Source organism: Sporosarcina sp. P19, from assembly GCF_002743165.1.
Classification (GTDB): Bacteria; Bacillota; Bacilli; order Bacillales_A; family Planococcaceae; genus Sporosarcina; species Sporosarcina ureae.
Map to the genome: position 1 here is coordinate 135,300 of NZ_PDYR01000002.1, position 17,274 is coordinate 152,573.

General features: G+C 40.5%; 14 protein-coding genes. 11 read left to right on the plus strand and 3 right to left on the minus strand.

All coding sequences use genetic code 11. The features are described 5' to 3' along the window. Positions 1-7 precede the first annotated feature (7 nt). Genes pstC through pstB (CSV74_RS04035) form a run of 4 tightly spaced genes read left to right on the plus strand, consistent with a single transcriptional unit; the run spans position 8 to position 3,456 of the window. Complete coding sequence (pstC, locus tag CSV74_RS04020; RefSeq protein WP_199170312.1) at positions 8-940, plus strand: phosphate ABC transporter permease subunit PstC; 933 nt, start codon at positions 8-10, stop codon at positions 938-940. Next, positions 940-1,824, plus strand: coding sequence for a phosphate ABC transporter permease PstA (pstA, locus tag CSV74_RS04025; RefSeq protein WP_099690662.1), 885 nt, complete (start codon positions 940-942; stop codon positions 1,822-1,824). Before pstC ends, pstA begins: the two co-directional genes overlap by 1 nt. A 43-nt stretch (positions 1,825-1,867) precedes the next feature. Continuing rightward, positions 1,868-2,668 carry a phosphate ABC transporter ATP-binding protein PstB gene (gene pstB, locus CSV74_RS04030; RefSeq protein WP_233190777.1) on the plus strand — a complete coding sequence of 267 codons (801 nt, stop codon included), beginning with the start codon at positions 1,868-1,870 and terminating at the stop codon, positions 2,666-2,668. Between the two features lie 11 nt (positions 2,669-2,679). Continuing rightward, positions 2,680-3,456 (plus strand): phosphate ABC transporter ATP-binding protein PstB, encoded by a 777-nt coding sequence (gene pstB, locus CSV74_RS04035; protein WP_099690664.1) that lies wholly within the window; start codon positions 2,680-2,682, stop codon positions 3,454-3,456. A 93-nt stretch (positions 3,457-3,549) separates the two neighbouring features. Here the strand turns inward: pstB (CSV74_RS04035) and trhO are convergent, their stop codons facing one another. Further along, on the minus strand, positions 3,550-4,524 hold the full coding sequence (trhO, locus tag CSV74_RS04040; protein WP_029052926.1) for an oxygen-dependent tRNA uridine(34) hydroxylase TrhO: 975 nt from the start codon (positions 4,522-4,524) through the stop codon (positions 3,550-3,552). A gap of 399 nt (positions 4,525-4,923) precedes the next feature. Here trhO and CSV74_RS04045 point away from each other — a divergent pair, with 399 nt between their 5' ends. Together CSV74_RS04045 and CSV74_RS04050 are read left to right on the plus strand one after the other, a co-directional pair. Beyond that, positions 4,924-6,300: a polysaccharide deacetylase family protein gene (locus tag CSV74_RS04045; RefSeq protein ID WP_099690665.1), complete on the plus strand. Its 1,377-nt coding sequence runs from the start codon at positions 4,924-4,926 to the stop codon at positions 6,298-6,300. A 179-nt stretch (positions 6,301-6,479) separates the two neighbouring features. Next, positions 6,480-7,295: a DUF368 domain-containing protein gene (locus CSV74_RS04050; RefSeq protein ID WP_099690666.1), complete on the plus strand. Its 816-nt coding sequence runs from the start codon at positions 6,480-6,482 to the stop codon at positions 7,293-7,295. A 49-nt stretch (positions 7,296-7,344) separates the two neighbouring features. On the opposite strand, the gene CSV74_RS04055 is transcribed toward CSV74_RS04050, so the two are convergent. Then, positions 7,345-8,769: a catalase gene (locus CSV74_RS04055; RefSeq protein ID WP_233190779.1), complete on the minus strand. Its 1,425-nt coding sequence runs from the start codon at positions 8,767-8,769 to the stop codon at positions 7,345-7,347. 335 nt (positions 8,770-9,104) lie between these two features. Here CSV74_RS04055 and CSV74_RS04060 point away from each other — a divergent pair, with 335 nt between their 5' ends. The 5 genes from CSV74_RS04060 (at position 9,105) to cydC (ending at position 15,956) form a co-directional block, all read left to right on the plus strand. Continuing rightward, positions 9,105-9,599 carry a hypothetical protein gene (locus CSV74_RS04060; RefSeq protein WP_099690668.1) on the plus strand — a complete coding sequence of 165 codons (495 nt, stop codon included), beginning with the start codon at positions 9,105-9,107 and terminating at the stop codon, positions 9,597-9,599. Between the two features lie 505 nt (positions 9,600-10,104). Continuing rightward, on the plus strand, positions 10,105-11,508 hold the full coding sequence (locus tag CSV74_RS04065) for a cytochrome ubiquinol oxidase subunit I (protein ID WP_099690779.1): 1,404 nt from the start codon (positions 10,105-10,107) through the stop codon (positions 11,506-11,508). Then, positions 11,495-12,511, plus strand: a complete 1,017-nt coding sequence (cydB, locus tag CSV74_RS04070) for a cytochrome d ubiquinol oxidase subunit II (protein ID WP_099690669.1) — start codon at positions 11,495-11,497, stop codon at positions 12,509-12,511. The genes CSV74_RS04065 and cydB overlap by 14 nt, the downstream gene beginning before the upstream one ends. Beyond that, complete coding sequence (cydD, locus tag CSV74_RS04075) at positions 12,511-14,232, plus strand: thiol reductant ABC exporter subunit CydD (protein WP_099690670.1); 1,722 nt, start codon at positions 12,511-12,513, stop codon at positions 14,230-14,232. Before cydB ends, cydD begins: the two co-directional genes overlap by 1 nt. Then, positions 14,229-15,956, plus strand: a complete 1,728-nt coding sequence (gene cydC, locus CSV74_RS04080; protein WP_099690671.1) for a thiol reductant ABC exporter subunit CydC — start codon at positions 14,229-14,231, stop codon at positions 15,954-15,956. Before cydD ends, cydC begins: the two co-directional genes overlap by 4 nt. Before the next feature lie 507 nt (positions 15,957-16,463). Here the strand turns inward: cydC and asd are convergent. Next, positions 16,464-17,243 (minus strand): archaetidylserine decarboxylase, encoded by a 780-nt coding sequence (gene asd, locus CSV74_RS04085; RefSeq protein ID WP_029052934.1) that lies wholly within the window; start codon positions 17,241-17,243, stop codon positions 16,464-16,466. Positions 17,244-17,274: the final 31 nt, after the last annotated feature.

A 17,274-nucleotide genomic window follows, 5' to 3' on the forward strand; every position in this document is an offset into this window, starting at 1 on the left:
AGAGTACATGATGGCGAAGATGATCAAAGAGACGGAACATCCATTGTACAGAAAAAGCAATAAAATGCGTATGGAGCGATTTGGTAAAGGGCTAACTTTTCTCTCAGTAGCCCTGACCGCAGCCATCACCGCAGCCATATTATTTCTAGTCTTTTCAAAAGGTTTATCCACGTTCATCATGAATGATGGTAGTGTCAAAGACTTCTTTACAGGTACGACTTGGAACCCAGCGGAAGTAAATTCCCTGGGTAAGCCAATTATTGGTGCATTACCTTTTCTAGTGGGTTCATTAGCTGTCACAGGAATATCCGCGCTACTATCCGCACCACTAGCAATTGGCGCTGCAATTTTCATGAGCGAAATTGCACCGAAAACAGGAAAGAGAATCATGCAGCCGGTGATCGAGCTGTTAGTAGGCATTCCTTCCGTTGTCTATGGATTTATTGGGTTAACTGTCGTAGTACCATTTTTACGCGATCTATTTCCTGGTAGCGGATTTGGTATTGCAGCGGGAACCATTGTGTTATCTGTCATGATTTTACCGACAGTCACGAGTTTAGCACTGGATGCTATTCAGGCGGTGCCACGTTCATTACGTGAAGCATCGCTGGCGCTAGGTTCAACAAGATGGCAAATGATTTGTGAAGTTGTATTAAAAACTGCGAAACCCGGCTTAATGATGGCTGTTATTTTCGGAATGGCACGAGCTTTTGGCGAAGCTCTAGCTGTACAGATGGTCATTGGAAATGCTGCGGTCATTCCGCATTCGTTATTTGAACCAGCCTCTACACTTACTAGTATTTTAACAATGGGCATGGGGTATACCGTAATGGGGCAAATTGAAAATAATGCGCTCTGGTCACTTGCACTTGTACTTTTACTGATGTCGCTATTCTTCACGATCACAGTACGAATGATTGGAAAGGGGAAAAGTAGCTAATGTCTGCTAAAAGTAAAGATCAACTCGCTACGGCTGGATTGTACGTCATTGTAGGCGTCATTATTACGGTCTTGGCAGGATTACTTGGATTTGTCTTTGTCAAAGGGATACCTCAGATTAGCTGGCAATTCATCACCTCTCCACCACAGATTTTTAAAGAAGGCGGAGGAGTAGGACCGCAACTATTCAATTCCTTTTATTTACTAGTTTTGACCCTAATTATCTCAGTGCCAATTGCGATTGGTGCGGGGATTTATTTAGCAGAGTATGCAAAAGATCACTGGGTCATTCGTTGTATTCGTGTACTCATTGAAGTGCTTTCTTCGCTCCCTTCCATAGTAGTAGGATTATTCGGATTCCTGTTTTTCGTGTTGTATATGGGGTGGGGTTTTTCGATCTTGTCAGGTGCCTTCGCGCTATCGGTATTCAATTTGCCGTTACTTGTGCGAGTCGTAGAGCAATCTATTAGTAATGTGCCAAAATCACAGCGCGAAGCAGGATGGGCGCTTGGATTTTCAAAATGGGAAACCATTATAACAGTCATACTTCCAGCGGCATTGCCTGGAATTGTAACGGGTGTCATATTGGCATCAGGCAGAGTGTTCGGAGAGGCGGCAGCCTTGATTTACACAGCAGGAATGAGTACACCCATTATAGATTTCACTAATTGGAATCCATTGTCGCCGACATCTCCTTTAAATCCCTTTAGACCGGCAGAAACTATGGCGGTTCATATTTGGAAAATTAACGGAGAAGGTATCATGCCAGACGCAGCGGCAATCTCTGACGGAGCAGCAGCATTATTGATCATTTCGATTTTATTTTTTAATTTCGCATCACGCATTATCGGCAATTTGATGTTTAAAAAAATGAGCGCCAATTAAAAGGAGAATCTTTATGCAATCAGTTGCTTTACAACCTGTCACAATGAAAACGGATAGAACTAAACTCGTTGACAGTCCTGACTTTCAACGCAATTCCGTGTTGCAAACTACTAATTTATCAGTGTATTATGGCGGGCATTGTGCTGTTGATCAAGTCAGTCTAGCGTTTCCCAAACAATCTGTTACGGCACTAATAGGTCCGTCGGGATGTGGAAAATCCACTTTCCTGCGTTCTATTAATCGAATGAATGATGACATCGACCAATGTCGTACGGAAGGAGAAGTCTTTTATCAAGGGGTAGACCTGCATTCACCCTATGTGAATTTACATGAAATACGCAAACAGATTGGCATGGTATTTCAAAGACCTGTACCATTCGCAAAATCTATCTTTAAAAATGTTGCAGCTGGCCCCATGCGAGACGGAGTGAAAGATAAGAAGGAATTACAAAGAATTGTAGAAGATAGCCTGAAAAAAGCGGCGCTGTGGGAAGAAGTAAAAGATCAATTACATACATCTGCATTGAGTCTTTCAGGTGGACAGCAACAACGTCTTTGTATCGCGAGAGCACTAGCGATGCAACCGAGCGTTTTATTACTCGATGAACCTGCATCTGCCCTTGATCCAGTCTCGACAGCAAAAATCGAAGAACTGATATCACAATTAAAAAAAGATTATACGATTGTGATCGTCACACATAATATGCAACAAGCCGCACGTATATCGGATGAAGTAGCGTATTTTTATATGGGGCGTGTGATTGAACATGGACCGACTGAACAGATTTTTACTAATCCACGTCATGACCAAACAGCACATTATATAAATGGACGTATTGGATAGGGGAGATTGAAATGAATGTAGTGGACACTATAGAACAATCAGTCATTCAAACAGAAAATCTGCAGTTCTATTATGGTACACATCACGCACTAAAAAATATTAATCTGAAGTTTGAAGAGAAGAGAATCACAGCACTTATAGGACCGTCCGGATGTGGCAAATCAACTTTTCTACGGACGATGAATCGAATGAATGATCTAATACCCGGAGTGAAGACAGAAGGAGCAATTTGGATCGGTAAAGAAAATATAACGGATTCATCTATTGATCCAGTGGAATTACGAAAGAAAGTAGGAATGGTCTTTCAACATGCATCCGTCTTTCCATTTTCAATTTATGAAAACATTGCGTATGGACCACGTATTCATGGAGAAAGAAATAAAAAAGTACTGGATGAAATCGTAGAAGAGAATCTACGCGCTGCCGCTCTATGGGACGAAGTAAAAGACCAATTGAACCAATCTGCTACAGGGCTCTCAGGTGGGCAACAGCAACGGTTAACCATTGCACGGTCATTAGCGACTAAGCCGGAGATATTATTGATGGATGAACCCACTTCAGCCCTAGATCCCATCTCTACTGCTAAAGTCGAGGAGCTGATCCAAACGTTAAAAGAGCACTATACGATCATCATCGTCACGCATAATATGCAACAAGCTGCGCGAATATCTGATTTTACAGCATTCTTTCTAAATGGAGAAGTAAAAGAGTATGGACAGACAGCTACCCTATTTAGCGATCCGTTATTTTCTGAGACGAAAGAGTATATAGCAGGAAAGTTTGGTTGAATATTGAAGCGGAGTATGAAAATAGTATCAAAACTTGTTACATAATAAAGTAAACAGCCAGCTTCCTATATAAGGATGCTGGCTGTTCGTGTATTAAGAATTAATTTTGCTCGCACGTGATGCTTCAATTTTTGCCATTCGTGCGTCGTATTCATCCACTGTCATATCGTGTTCAACAAAATAACGGTTACGAGGATGTGTACGGCAATCGTCTGAACAACTGCGCATATAGAAGTGTTCATTCTCTTCTGAGCATAGAATTTTCGCATTACACTCGGGATTTGCACAGTTTACATAGCGCTCACAAGGTGTGCCATCAAAATGATCGCGTCCTACGATGACGTGCTCTACTTGGTTAATTGGAACTGCAATACGCTCATCGAATACGTAACATTGACCATCCCACAACTGTCCTTTTGCTTTAGGGTCTTTACCGTAAGAAACGATACCGCCGTGTAAATGCGCTACATCTTCGAATCCTTCACGTTTCAACCAGCCAGTGAACTTCTCACAACGAATGCCACCCGTACAGTACGCAAGAATCTTCTTGCCTTCAAGTTGTTCTTTGTTTTCCATTACCCATTCAGGAAGATCACGGAAATTCTCAATATCCGGGCGAATTGCACCACGGAAATGACCTAGGTCATACTCATAATCATTACGAGCATCTAATACAATAGTGTTCTCATCTTGCATTTGCTGTAAGAACTCTTCAGGTTCTAAATATTCACCTGTAAGTTCTAACGGATTGACATCTTCAGGTAAGCTAAGGTTGACAATCTCTGGACGGAAGCGAACGTGCATTTTTTTGAATGCATGGCCATCTGTTTCATCAATTTTAAACCATACATCAGCAAAACGTGGATCAGCTTTCATATGCTCCATATACGCATCGGTTTGTTCGATCGTTCCGGAACAAGTACCATTGATGCCTTCAGCCCCTACAAGAATACGCCCTTTTAATCCAGTTTCTTTACAGAACTCCAAGTGTGAAGCCGCAAACTCTTCAGGCTCCTCAATCGTTACATACTTATAAAACAATAATACTCGATAGTCTTTCTTTTCCATGTAAATTACCGCCTTCTGTTTGATCTTTGCAATAGACAACAGCCGAGATCGGTGTGTACAAAGGGATTGTGTGTCCCCTGAACCCGAATTTGCAAGAATCGGGCCCAGAATAGTATAGCATAATTTCATTTTTGAGAAAAGGATTCAAAAAGTTATTTTACCTAAATACCTTTTTAAAAGTAAAACGTGATTACACACGGCTTTGTATCATGACTGACTTGTTGTATACTAGGAGATGGAAATACTTTCAAACCTGTCAATTGTAAGTTAAGATAGTTGATTGTAAAATATATAAGTGGAATTCAGAATGCTTTTAACGCAAAGGGTATAGTGATTCTGACACTAGTAAACTGTGATATGCATTCAACGCTGGGCAGTGTGGAGTAAAGGAGTCCTTTCATGAAAGATACAAATAAAAAACGTCGATCACCATGGATTGATCGTGCGTTAATTATCACGATCATAACATTGGTATCTATTACACTACTATTAATAGTAAATGTTATAAAAAATAAAGAATCTAGCTCTGCTAAACAGGTAACACATGAAGTCATACCTGCGCCGAAACAGAAAGTGTCGATAGAATCGACCACTTCTCCTTACCCAGGTATTAAAATGTTGACGGAGAAACCTGAAGACTCAAAGTATCCTTTTGTCATTCGTTATCCGCAAACGGAGTACGATTGCTTTAATCGGCAAGTGTTAGACTATGTAGATGAATTGAAAACGACGTATGCCAATAAGCAACAAAAGAAAAAAAGAGTGTCGAAGTTAGATGTATCTTTTGAAACACTCCAGCATCTTTCAGGAAATTATTCTTTTGTCATGACAGCTGTTACGTACTTTGCTGATCAAGATAGTCAAACGGAAATTCAAACATTTCATATCAATCCTGAAACAGGAAACGAACTAATAATTGAAGATATTGTGGATCATAATCTGGAGAAGCTAAAGCGTATGGTGAGTGTCGTGCGTGACGAAATACATCATAGTCCTTCGTTACAAGATGATGTGATAAAGGAAAGTGTATGGCATCCTACTGAACCGATGTGGGTCAACTATCGTAACTTCGCTTTAACAGATGATTCATTAATTCTTTATTTTGGTACTGGTGAATTCACAAAGAGGCAAGCTGGGCCGGCAACAGTAGAAATTCCACTACGTAAATTGAATCCATTCCTAGCAAAGGAATTCCAAGTAGCAACAGATGATACTAAAAAAGAAAAGACTATTGCTTTAACTTTTGATGATGGTCCGGATCCAAATTATACGGTTAGGATTTTAAAAACACTTGAGAAATACGATGCAAAAGCTACATTCTTTATGCTAGGTAATCGAGTAAATTCCTATCCTGATATTGCCAAGAAAGTAGCCGAAGCTGGACATGAGATAGGTAATCACTCATGGAATCACCCTTCATTAACAGGTATACCCGATGACGCTCTTCATAGTGAGGTAAAAGGCACATCGGATATCATTGAAGCTGTAATTGGGCAACCTGCAACTGTTTTCAGGCCTCCCTATGGGGCTGTAGATGATCGGGTAAGAGAAAGCACAAAATTACCTGTAGTTTTATGGAATGTAGATACATTGGATTGGGAACATCATGACCCAGAGTTGTTATTTGAACATATTATAGAAGATGCTCGTGCAGGTAGTATAATTTTGATGCATGATATTCATAAATCCACAGCAGATGGACTGGACGCGGTACTCGAAAATTTGCAGTCTCAAGGCTATAAATTCGTGACTGTATCTGAAATGGATGATTATTAATATGAAGTTGTTCCATTGTTTTGTCTAACAATGGAACAACTTTTGTTTTGTACAGTCCTATTTACGTATACTGTTCAAATAGCTGTAACATATAGTGAAAATAAATTGTAATGAACTGTAATTAGTGAAACACAGCATGATATACTAAACGGAATGAAATCATTGGAGGAACAACGAGCATGGAATGGAGAAATTTATACCGTGGTTTTTTGATGGGCATCAGTGACCTAGTTCCTGGTGTAAGTGGCGGAACGATTGCATTTATATTAGGGATTTATGATCAGTTGCTCATTTCAATAAGCGGATTTTTTAGCAAGGAATGGAAGAAACATATTGGATTCCTCATCCCCCTAGGTATCGGGATGGGCGCAACGATCATTATATTTAGTAAAGTGATCTCGTATTTATTGAAGTATTATCATGAACCAACTCAATACTTCTTCTTAGGGTTAATTGTAGGTGTCATTCCGTTTGTTTCAAAGCAAGCAGGACTGAGAAAGAACTTTAAATTTCAGCATATTTTATTAATGTTAGTAGTGGCCTCAGCATTAGCTTCTACAGCTTTTATGAATCCTATTGATCCCATCACAATCACCCATCTGACAGTTAAAAATACCATCATCCTATTCCTATCGGGATGGGCAGGTAGTATGGCGATGCTGCTGCCAGGTGTCAGTGGATCATTTATTTTGCTATTGTTAGGCGTTTACGCGACAGTCATTACGGCTATTTCAGACTTTAACATACCGATTATCATCGCAACAGGTTGTGGCATTGCCTTTGGGTTTGTAATTAGTAGTAAATTAATACGCTACCTTCTTTCCAACTTCCATACCGGAATGTTTGCCGTAATCATGGGATTAATCATCGGATCGATTTTTGTGATTTTCCCAGGAATGCCTGAAAGTGGTACACCGTTTGTTATGAGTGTGATTGCCATCGTCCTTGGTCTTTTGATTGCCAATATATTAAATGGCGTAGGCGATAAAGCGTAGAATGTAAAAACCGCTTGGAGAAAATCTCCAAGCGGTTTTTCATATAATTTTATTGTTCTACTATTGTTGTTGTGTTTTCAATATCTACATCTGCCATCGGAATATCCAATGCTTTCGCTACACCTTCACCATATTTAGGATCCGCTAAGTAGCAGTGACGGATATGCTTGATTTTGATCTCTTTCGGCGCGTCGCCCATATTACGTGCAGTATTCTCGAATAAACGCTGCTGCTCTTCCATGTTCAAAATATTGAACAACTTACCAGGCTGTGTGAAATAGTCATCGTCATCTTCACGGAAGTCCCAGTGATCTGCGTCGCCATGAATTTTTAGTGGTGGCTCTTTGAAGTCTGGTTGTTCTTGCCACTCACCATAGCTGTTTGGCTCGTAGTGAGTAGTAGAGCCCATATTGCCATCAACACGCATTGCACCATCACGGTGGAAGCTGTGGAACGGACATTTTGGTGCGTTAACAGGAATCTGGTGATGATTGACACCTAGACGATAACGTTGCGCATCGCCATAAGAGAATAGACGAGCTTGCAACATTTTATCAGGTGAGAATCCAATACCCGGAACGACTGCTGCTGGTGTAAACGCAGCTTGTTCTACTTCAGCAAAGTAGTTTTCAGGGTTGCGGTTTAATTCGAATTCGCCGACTTCAATTAGAGGGAAGTCTTTTTTATACCAAACTTTTGTTAAATCGAATGGATTATACGGCATTTCCATTGCTTGTTCTTCTGTCATCACTTGAATGTACATTTTCCATTTAGGGAAATTGCCATTATCGATGTTAGTTAGCAAATCGCGTTGTGAACTTTCACGGTCCGATGCAACTGTTGCTGCAGCTTCTTCATCTGTCAAATTTTCAATACCTTGCTGGGAACGGAAGTGGAACTTAACCCAGTGACGTTCATTGTTTGCATTGATCATGCTGAATGTATGGCTACCGAAACCATGCATTTCACGGTATGAACGAGGAAGACCGCGGTCGCTCATTAAAATAGTAATCTGATGGAGCGCTTCAGGTAGGCCAGTCCAGAAATCCCAGTTGTTTTTCGGACTGCGCATGTTTGTACGTGGATCACGTTTAACTGCGTGGTTCAAGTCTGGGAATTGCAATGGATCACGGAAGAAGAATACAGGCGTATTGTTTCCGACCATGTCCCAGTTTCCTTCTTCAGTATAGAACTTCAAAGAAAATCCGCGGATATCGCGCTCGGCATCTGCTGCACCACGTTCACCTGCAACAGTGGAGAAGCGTGCGAACATTTCCGTCTGTTTACCAATCTCAGAAAATAGCTTTGCTTTCGTATACTTTGTAATATCATGCGTGACAGTGAAAGTACCGTATGCTCCAGATCCTTTCGCGTGCATACGACGCTCAGGAATGACTTCGCGATCAAAGTGCGCTAATTTTTCAAGTAACCATACATCTTGTAATAGAAGTGGACCTCTTGGACCAGCGGACATAGAGTTTTGGTTATCAACTACAGGTGCACCCGCAGCAGTCGTTAATTTTCTTTTTTGAGAATTGTTCTCATTTTTATTCAAAATATATTCCTCCTCAGTTGTTGGTTTATAACCTATGAATACTATTATACCAAAGCTAAATTGAAAAAGATAGGCTTATTAATAATAATTATCATCCGATAATTATTATTAATAAGTATAGATTATTATGTACTGCATATTTATCATAATTTGTTGCCAACTATTTGTCTAGAAATACGATTTAGATTAAGTATCATTGTAGAATGATGTATAATAACAGGAGAAAATGTTTCGCATAGAAAGGACATCAATATATGAGCACTATGAAAAAAACGTTTCTTTATTCCATTGTACTATGCAGTTTATCGTTAGTATTAGTCGCATGCAGTGATAAAGAAAAAGTAGCACCACTAGAAACAACATCTGAACTAACTCCTGAAATTCCAGAAGAAGAGGAAGTCGTTGTGGCAGCTGTAGCAGACGAAGAGTTATATCAGAAAGTAGTGAATCAGCTAAAACAGGCGGGTTTAACAGTAGGCGAACCAACTGAAGCTGCGATTGATATGTTTAAAGCAGAAAGTGGCATGGTAGTAACGATCAATGGGGATGCTTTACTTCCATTACATCTTTATAAGCTGGATCCATCTGACAAGCGCCTTGAAATAGTAGAAGAGACAGGCAATCTTCCGGTATTTATCGGCAGTAAGACAGAGCAGTTGGCCGTGAAAAAAATAGATCACTTCATTATATATCTTCATAAAGGACATCCTGATTACGATGAGGTTATGAAAATATTAGATACGATATGATTAAAACGACTTGCTTCCATTTAAGGGGAGTAGGTCGTTTTTTGTATATTCGAAGATTGACGTATTGTATGAGGGGCTTAGTGAATTAGCAAATTATCAAATGATCATAACAACAGCTTACCCGCTCATAACTTTCGTCAAGCGCTCATAGTTCTTGCATACCCGCTCTATAGCATGTTCTAACCGCTCATACTTACGAAGCACCCGCTCTATCATACTCGTTAACCGCTCAATGTAGTCATTCACCTGACAATGAACATAAAGGATCTGCCCATACAACAGAAATCCTAGCCTACAACCCGCGGAGCATAAGAGAAAAACTACTAAAATTCAGTCAAACCGCCATCTTTCACGTGCTGTTACAAAGCCGCCATAACTTATAGACAATTTCGTCATAAGTTTGCAGATTTGTAACAGGAATATCGTACATAGTTCACGAACTAATTTTCGTTCTGCGTTATTCTAGGTAGTAGAAAGACAGTTCGAAAGGAGATCAACAAAAATGTTGGAAGAAGTCTTATTAGCGAGAATCCAATTCGCATCTACTACATTATTCCATTTCATTTTCGTCCCTTTGTCCATCGGCCTAGCACTGATTATAGCGATCATGCAAACGATGTATGTAGTGAAGAAGGATGAAATCTACTTAAAAATGACGAAATTCTGGAGTGTTTTCTTTCTGATCAACTTCGCGATTGGCGTAGTGACCGGAATCATTCAAGAGTTTCAATTTGGAATGAACTGGTCGGCTTACTCTAGATTTGTTGGAGACATCTTTGGTGCTCCACTAGCTGTTGAAGCTTTACTAGCATTTTTCTTGGAATCTACGTTTATCGGAATTTGGATCTTCGGTTGGAATAAGCTACCGAAGAAATTACATTTAGCTTGTATTTGGTTAGTATCTATTGGAACGGTCATGTCCGCATTCTGGATTTTGGCAGCTAACTCGTTCATGCAAAATCCAACAGGCTATGTATTACAAAACGGCCGTGCGGAAATGAATGATGTAGTAGCCTTGCTGATGAATGAAAAATTATGGGTCGCGTTCCCACATACGATTTTCGGCAGTTTTGCTACTGGTGCATTCTTCGTAGTCGGTGTCAGCGCGTGGTATTTGATCAAGAAACGAAAAGTAGACTTCTTTAAAAAGTCTTTGACCATTTCATTAGTCGTCGGTATGTTGTCAGGTCTCGGTATTGCGTTTACAGGTCACGCACAAGCTCAATATTTGATGCATGCACAACCAATGAAGATGGCTGCAGCAGAAGCACTATGGGAAGATAGTGGAGATCCGGCTGCATGGACATTGTTCGCAAAGATTGACGTGGAAAATCGAGAGACAACTAAACGACTTGATATACCTTATATGTTGAGTTATTTAACATACAGTGAGTTTAAAGGGAAAGTACAAGGTATGAACGCATTGGAACAACAAATGATTGAAAAGCATGGGGAAGGGGAATATCTTCCACCTGTTAAAACGACATTCTGGAGCTTCCGTATAATGGTTGTTACAGGCGGTACACTACTTGGATTAGGTGCACTTGGTTTGTTCCTAACGTTCCGAAAGAAAATTATGGAGTCCGTTTGGTTCTTACGACTTCTAATAGTGGGGATTTTCCTACCGTTTATAGGAAACTCATTTGGTTGGATTATGTCTGAAATGGGACGGCAGCCATGGGTAGTAAATGGCTTAATGAAAACAGCTGATGGAATTTCACCGAACGTCTCAGCAGGGCAGATTCTATTTTCACTTATTTCGTTTTCTACCATCTATACGATTCTCGGTATCATCATGGTCGTATTGTTCGTGAAATTCATCCAGCGTGGTCCGGAAGAACAGCCAGAAGAGGATGTATCGGCTACAGATCCGTTTGAAACAGGAGGTGCAGGACATGCCATTAAGTGATATTTGGTTCATATTGATCGCTGTCCTATTCATAGGATTTATCTTCTTAGAAGGATTTGACTTCGGTGTCGGAATGAGTACGAAGTTTTTAGCACGTAATGATTTGGAAAAACGAGTTGTCATGAATACAATTGGACCCGTTTGGGATGCTAATGAAGTATGGCTGATTACTGCAGGTGGTGCGATGTTCGCTGCATTCCCACACTGGTATGCGACCGCTTTTAGTGGTTTCTATTTACCATTTGTTGTCTTGTTACTAGCCTTCATCATACGAGGTGTAGCATTCGAGTTTCGTAATAAGGTCGATTCGAAAGCTTGGGTCAAGACATGGGACTGGGCGGTGTTCATCGGTAGTATCTTACCTCCATTCCTATTTGGCGTATTCTTCACGAGCTTAATTCGTGGATTACCGATTGATGGAGATATGAACATGTATGCAAGCTTTACGAGTTTCATAAATGTCTACACAGTTATTGGTGGTGTGACATTTGTTCTGTTATCGTATCTGCATGGTTTGCTGTTTATCGGCTTGAAAACTGTAGACGACTTACGAGAGCGTGCAAATGCAGCAGCACGTAAAGTGTACGCATTGACTGGTGTATTCCTCGTATTATTTATCATCTTTACGTATTTGGATACAGATGCCTTTACAGATCATGGAGCTATTTTGATTCCGATGTATGGTTTGACGGTTGTATTATACGGATTACTGTTCTTCTTCTTGAAAACAAAACGAGAAGGACTGAGCTTTACGATGACTGGTCTAGTGTTAATCATTGTCATGGCAAGCTTTTTCATCGCGCTATTCCCGAATGTGATGATCAGTTCAATGGATCCTGCATTTAATATGTCGATTGCAGATGCAGCTTCAGGAGACTATTCATTGAAAATCATGACGATCGTAGCGTTTACTATGGTGCCAATCGTTTTGGCGTATACAATATGGAGTTATTACGTGTTCCGTAAACGGTTGACAGGTGATAAGGAGCATCTAGAATACTAATGGATAAATACTTGCTTCAATACAAAGGAAGTAAACAAGTGATGGTATTGATTGGACTACTTACAGTAGTTCAGTCAATCGCTATTGTTTTTCAAGCGATCTATTTAGCAAAAGCGATTACACAATTGTTCCAAGGTGCAGACTGGAGTGAAGCACTTCGGTCATTTGTGATTTTTGTCGTAGCAAACAGTTTACGTCATGTGATCCAATGGGCGAAGGAACGTATTTCGTATCGCTTTGCCGATCTAACAGCAAAGGACTATGAGCAACAATTAGTAAAGAAGATTTTTGATCTTGGTCCTCAAGTAGTTGGAAAATATGGTTCTGGACATTTGGTAACACTTGGTCTAGAAGGTGTCCCGAAGTTCAGAAAGTATGTAGAATTGCTTATACCGCGGACGTTAGCGATGGCTATTGTTCCGTTTGTCATTGTGGTATATGTCTTTACTCTAGATATTATGTCGGCTGTGACACTCATTATAGTGTTGCCAATTCTGATCATTTTCCTAATTCTGATCGGACTCGTTTCTAAGAAGAAAATTGATGAACAGATGGATACGTACCGCTTACTTTCACGGCACTTTGTCGATTCATTACGGGGCATTGTGACACTGAAATACTTGGGGCGTAGCCGAGCGCATGAGCAGTCTATTGCTATAGTCAGTAATAAATATCGTATTGCGACGAATCGATCATTGCGCTATGCGTTTCTATCTTCGTTTTCACTGGATTTCTTTGCAAGTCTTTCTGTAGCGGTAGTGGCGGTTGAACTGGGTCTGCGATTGATCAATGGACAGATTCTTCTTGAACCGTCTCTTGCTATTTTGATTTTGGCGCCAGAATTTTTCTCGCCTGTTAGAGAGTTAGGGAATGACTTCCATGCGACAGCTGACGGCAAGGATGCAAGCTTACAAATCCACAATATTTTAGAAGAGAAAACAGTTGTTGAGCCAGTGATGGTTTCACCGATTGCTGCTTGGAACGACGTGTCGAAGATGGAATTACGCAATGTCGAAGTCAAAATTAATGAACAAACAATTTTTGAAGGTTTGGATTTAGAGTTACAAGGATTCACAAAAGTAGGCGTCATTGGTCATTCAGGAGCAGGGAAATCTACACTCATTGATGTCTTATCAGGTTTCACACTACCAACTGATGGTAGTTGCATACTGGACGGACAAGTAGTACCGCATCTAGCGACCCCTGATTGGCAAAAACAAATTGCCTATATTCCACAGCATCCTACGATTTTCCCGGATACTGTCATGGGAAATATTCGCTTTTATGAACCAGATGCTACATTGCAGGAAGTACAAGAGGCGGCGGAGCGTGTGGGTCTTGATCAGTTGATCGCAACATTCCCGGCAGGTTATGAAGAGCGGATCGGAGCGGGTGGAAGAGTTCTGAGTGGCGGAGAAGAACAGCGGATTGCGCTCGCTCGTTCGTTACTGCAACGTCGTCAAATTTTATTATTCGATGAGCCAACCGCACATTTGGATATTGAAACAGAGCATGAATTAAAGCAAATGATGTTACCGCTTCTTGAAGATAAACTCGTTGTGTTTGCTACCCATCGAATTCATTGGATGCAGGAAATGGATACCATCGTAGTACTAGAAAATGGTAAAGTGGTGGAAACGGGCTCTCACGAACAATTATTGCAGCAAGACGGAGCCTACTGTCGTTTACTTGAAGCGCGTGGAAGGGGGCATGCTGTATGAACTTGTACCAACAACATATACTTCCCTATGCCCGTAAATATAATAAAACAATACTATCGACTATACTGCTTGGAACACTGACCATTCTTTCGGCTGCGATGTTAACCTTTACATCTGGATATTTAATATCGCGTACATCGGAAAGGCCTGAAACAATATTACTCGTTTATATTCCGATTGTGGCAGTTCGGACATTTGGTATTTCGCGTGCCGCCTTACGATATGTAGAGCGTTTGCTTGGTCATAATGCCGTATTGAAAATTATTGCCGATATGCGGGTGCAGCTATATCACGTACTGGAGCCGCAAGCATTATTCATTCGTTCACGTTTTCAAACGGGAGATTTACTTGGTGCACTAGCGGATGATATTGAACATTTACAGGATGTGTATATCCGTACGCTGTTTCCTACGGTCATCGGTTTATTCTTATTCAGTTTTTCTGTAATTGTATTGGCTGTCTATGATTGGAAATTTGCGCTCATCATGGCCTTGTTACTAGCTATCGTGACGTTTGTTTATCCAATGCTTTCACTCTATATGATGAAGAAAAATCAGCTACAATCGAAAAAACTTCACAGTCAATTGTATAATACGATGACAGAAGGTATTTTTGGTTTGCGAGATTGGATCATCAGCGGCAGAAAAGAACAATTTCTTGCGTCATTTAAAGAAGAAAGCCATGCGAGTCATGCCGTTGATAAAAAACTAGCGTATTGGCAACAATCGCGTACGATGCAATTGCAAATTTTCTCAGGACTACTGGTCTTAGTCGTTGGCATTTGGGCAGGGCAGCAAGCCGCAACTGGTTCGTTGGCACCCACGTATATCGCAGCATTTACATTGGTTACGCTGCCGATTTTAGAAGGCTTGATACCTGTTTCATTCGCGATCGAACGTTTACCTGCTTATGAAGCTTCTCTGCAGAGGATTGACACTATTCATCAGCAAAACACTGCAGAGGAACAAATCGCAATGGAGCTAGGTAGTGTAGATGAAGCTTTTATAGTTCTCGACAATGTCAGTTATCGTTATGAAGGCCAGAAAGAACATGCAGTACAGAATATTTCGCTCGCGATTCAACCAGGCGAAAAAGTTGCAGTACTTGGTAAGAGCGGCGCAGGAAAATCCACTCTAATACAGTTATTATTAGGCACTGTGCAGCCGACAAGCGGACAAGTACATGTCAATGAACAATCTGCATCTCTCTATGGAGACTCTATTTATGAAATCATGAGCGTCTTGAATCAAAAGCCTTATCTATTTGCCACAACAGTTCTGAATAACATAAAACTCGGCGACGCATCCGCCACTTTAGAAGACGTACAACTGGTAGCTGAACAGGTCGGTTTGTATGAGTATTTGGAATCACTTCCTGAAGGTTTGAAAACTCAAATGGAAGAAACAGGACAACGCTTCTCGGGTGGAGAGCGTCAACGGATTGCACTGGCACGAATTTTATTGAAACAAACGCCAGTTGTCATTTTGGATGAGCCGACTGTTGGATTGGATCCAGTAACAGAGCACTCTCTTGTAGAAACACTTCATCACTCTCTAGAAGATAAAACGGTCGTATGGATTACACATCACTTAATGGGCATGGAGAAAATGGATCGTATTATTTTCATGGATCATGGTGAAGTCATCATGAACGGGACACATAAAGAGTTATTAGCTACAAATGAGAGGTATCGTCAGTTGTATGCATTGGATCAAGGTATATAATCTGATTACATTTTAGTGCCTATCATAAACAGGTATTAAAAAACGACGATGTCATTTCTTTAACAGAAAAGACATCGTCGTTTTAGTTTCTGGATATAGAGAATCGGCTAAGCTCGTTGTTTTCATCTCACTATCGCTTAGAAAAAAGGTAGATGAATGAAGTAGCCAAGTAACAAGCAAATGGTAGTTGAGACGATTACACCGGTGTAGCAAACAAGACCTATCGTTTACTATCCATCCCGCTCATACCCGGAACAAAGTATCCGAATGTCACCGTCCAGGAGCCATAGTTTATAAAACATCGCTCAATCTTGTGCATATGATGTGGCGTAAGGAATAAGTAATTTCCAACACGATGAATCAATGGTTTACAAGTTTTCTGCCAATCATATAAGTAAACAATGTGCCGACCATAACTGCGGATAGTGTGAAAACAATTGTGAATACAAACTGGAATGTACTTGCTGAAGTTAAATAACCGGCAAATGCTACAGGCACTTCATCTACTTATGATTGCCACTTTCCGATCCTATCACCAACTTGAACTTCTGTAAAAGGCACTTCTTCTGGCTTGAATGCGTCATTCTGTTCAATGAATAAAATAACAGTAGATCCAAATGCAAAATGACCAAAATCTTGACCTTTTACACAAGTAGTTTCAGAATTCGCAATGCGGACACTGTTTACATTTAAGGCACCAACCTTGACGATTGCTACTTGTCCAAAGTCAGTTGAGAGTTCCGAAATGACTCGATGGTTGGAAGAAAATACGTCGTTACGCATACGAATTCCTAAATTATTTACCGGATACGAGGTAGAACCTAATGCATAGCGATTTACTAGCGTTCCGGAAATAGGATAATGGAAATGATGATAATGTCTGGGAGAAAGATAGAATAGATAATAATAGCCATTCGTATAGCGAGAGGCTTTATCTGCGTCACCAAGCAGTGAAGCTAGACTGTATGTTTTATCTTTCACACAAAATTGTTGTTGTGTATCGATAATGCCAGAGTCGCTCAACACACCGTCAACTGGAGAGATTAAAGTCTTTGGATTGCTATCAATCAATCTTTTGCCAGTTTGTAATGAACGAGTAAAGAAGGCATTGAGACTAGTATATTGTTCAATTGGGTATTCTGCTTCGTCTATTTGAATATGATAGAACGACGCAAAAGGCTTAATTAGCGGCTTGCTAATGCGTGAGGTAGTTACTTGTTTAAGCAAAGCGGAACTGACTGGTGACCCGGTTAATTCAACAAATGATTTAAAAATACGTGTTTTCATCTTTTCTTCCTTTCATTAAAAGCATATACTA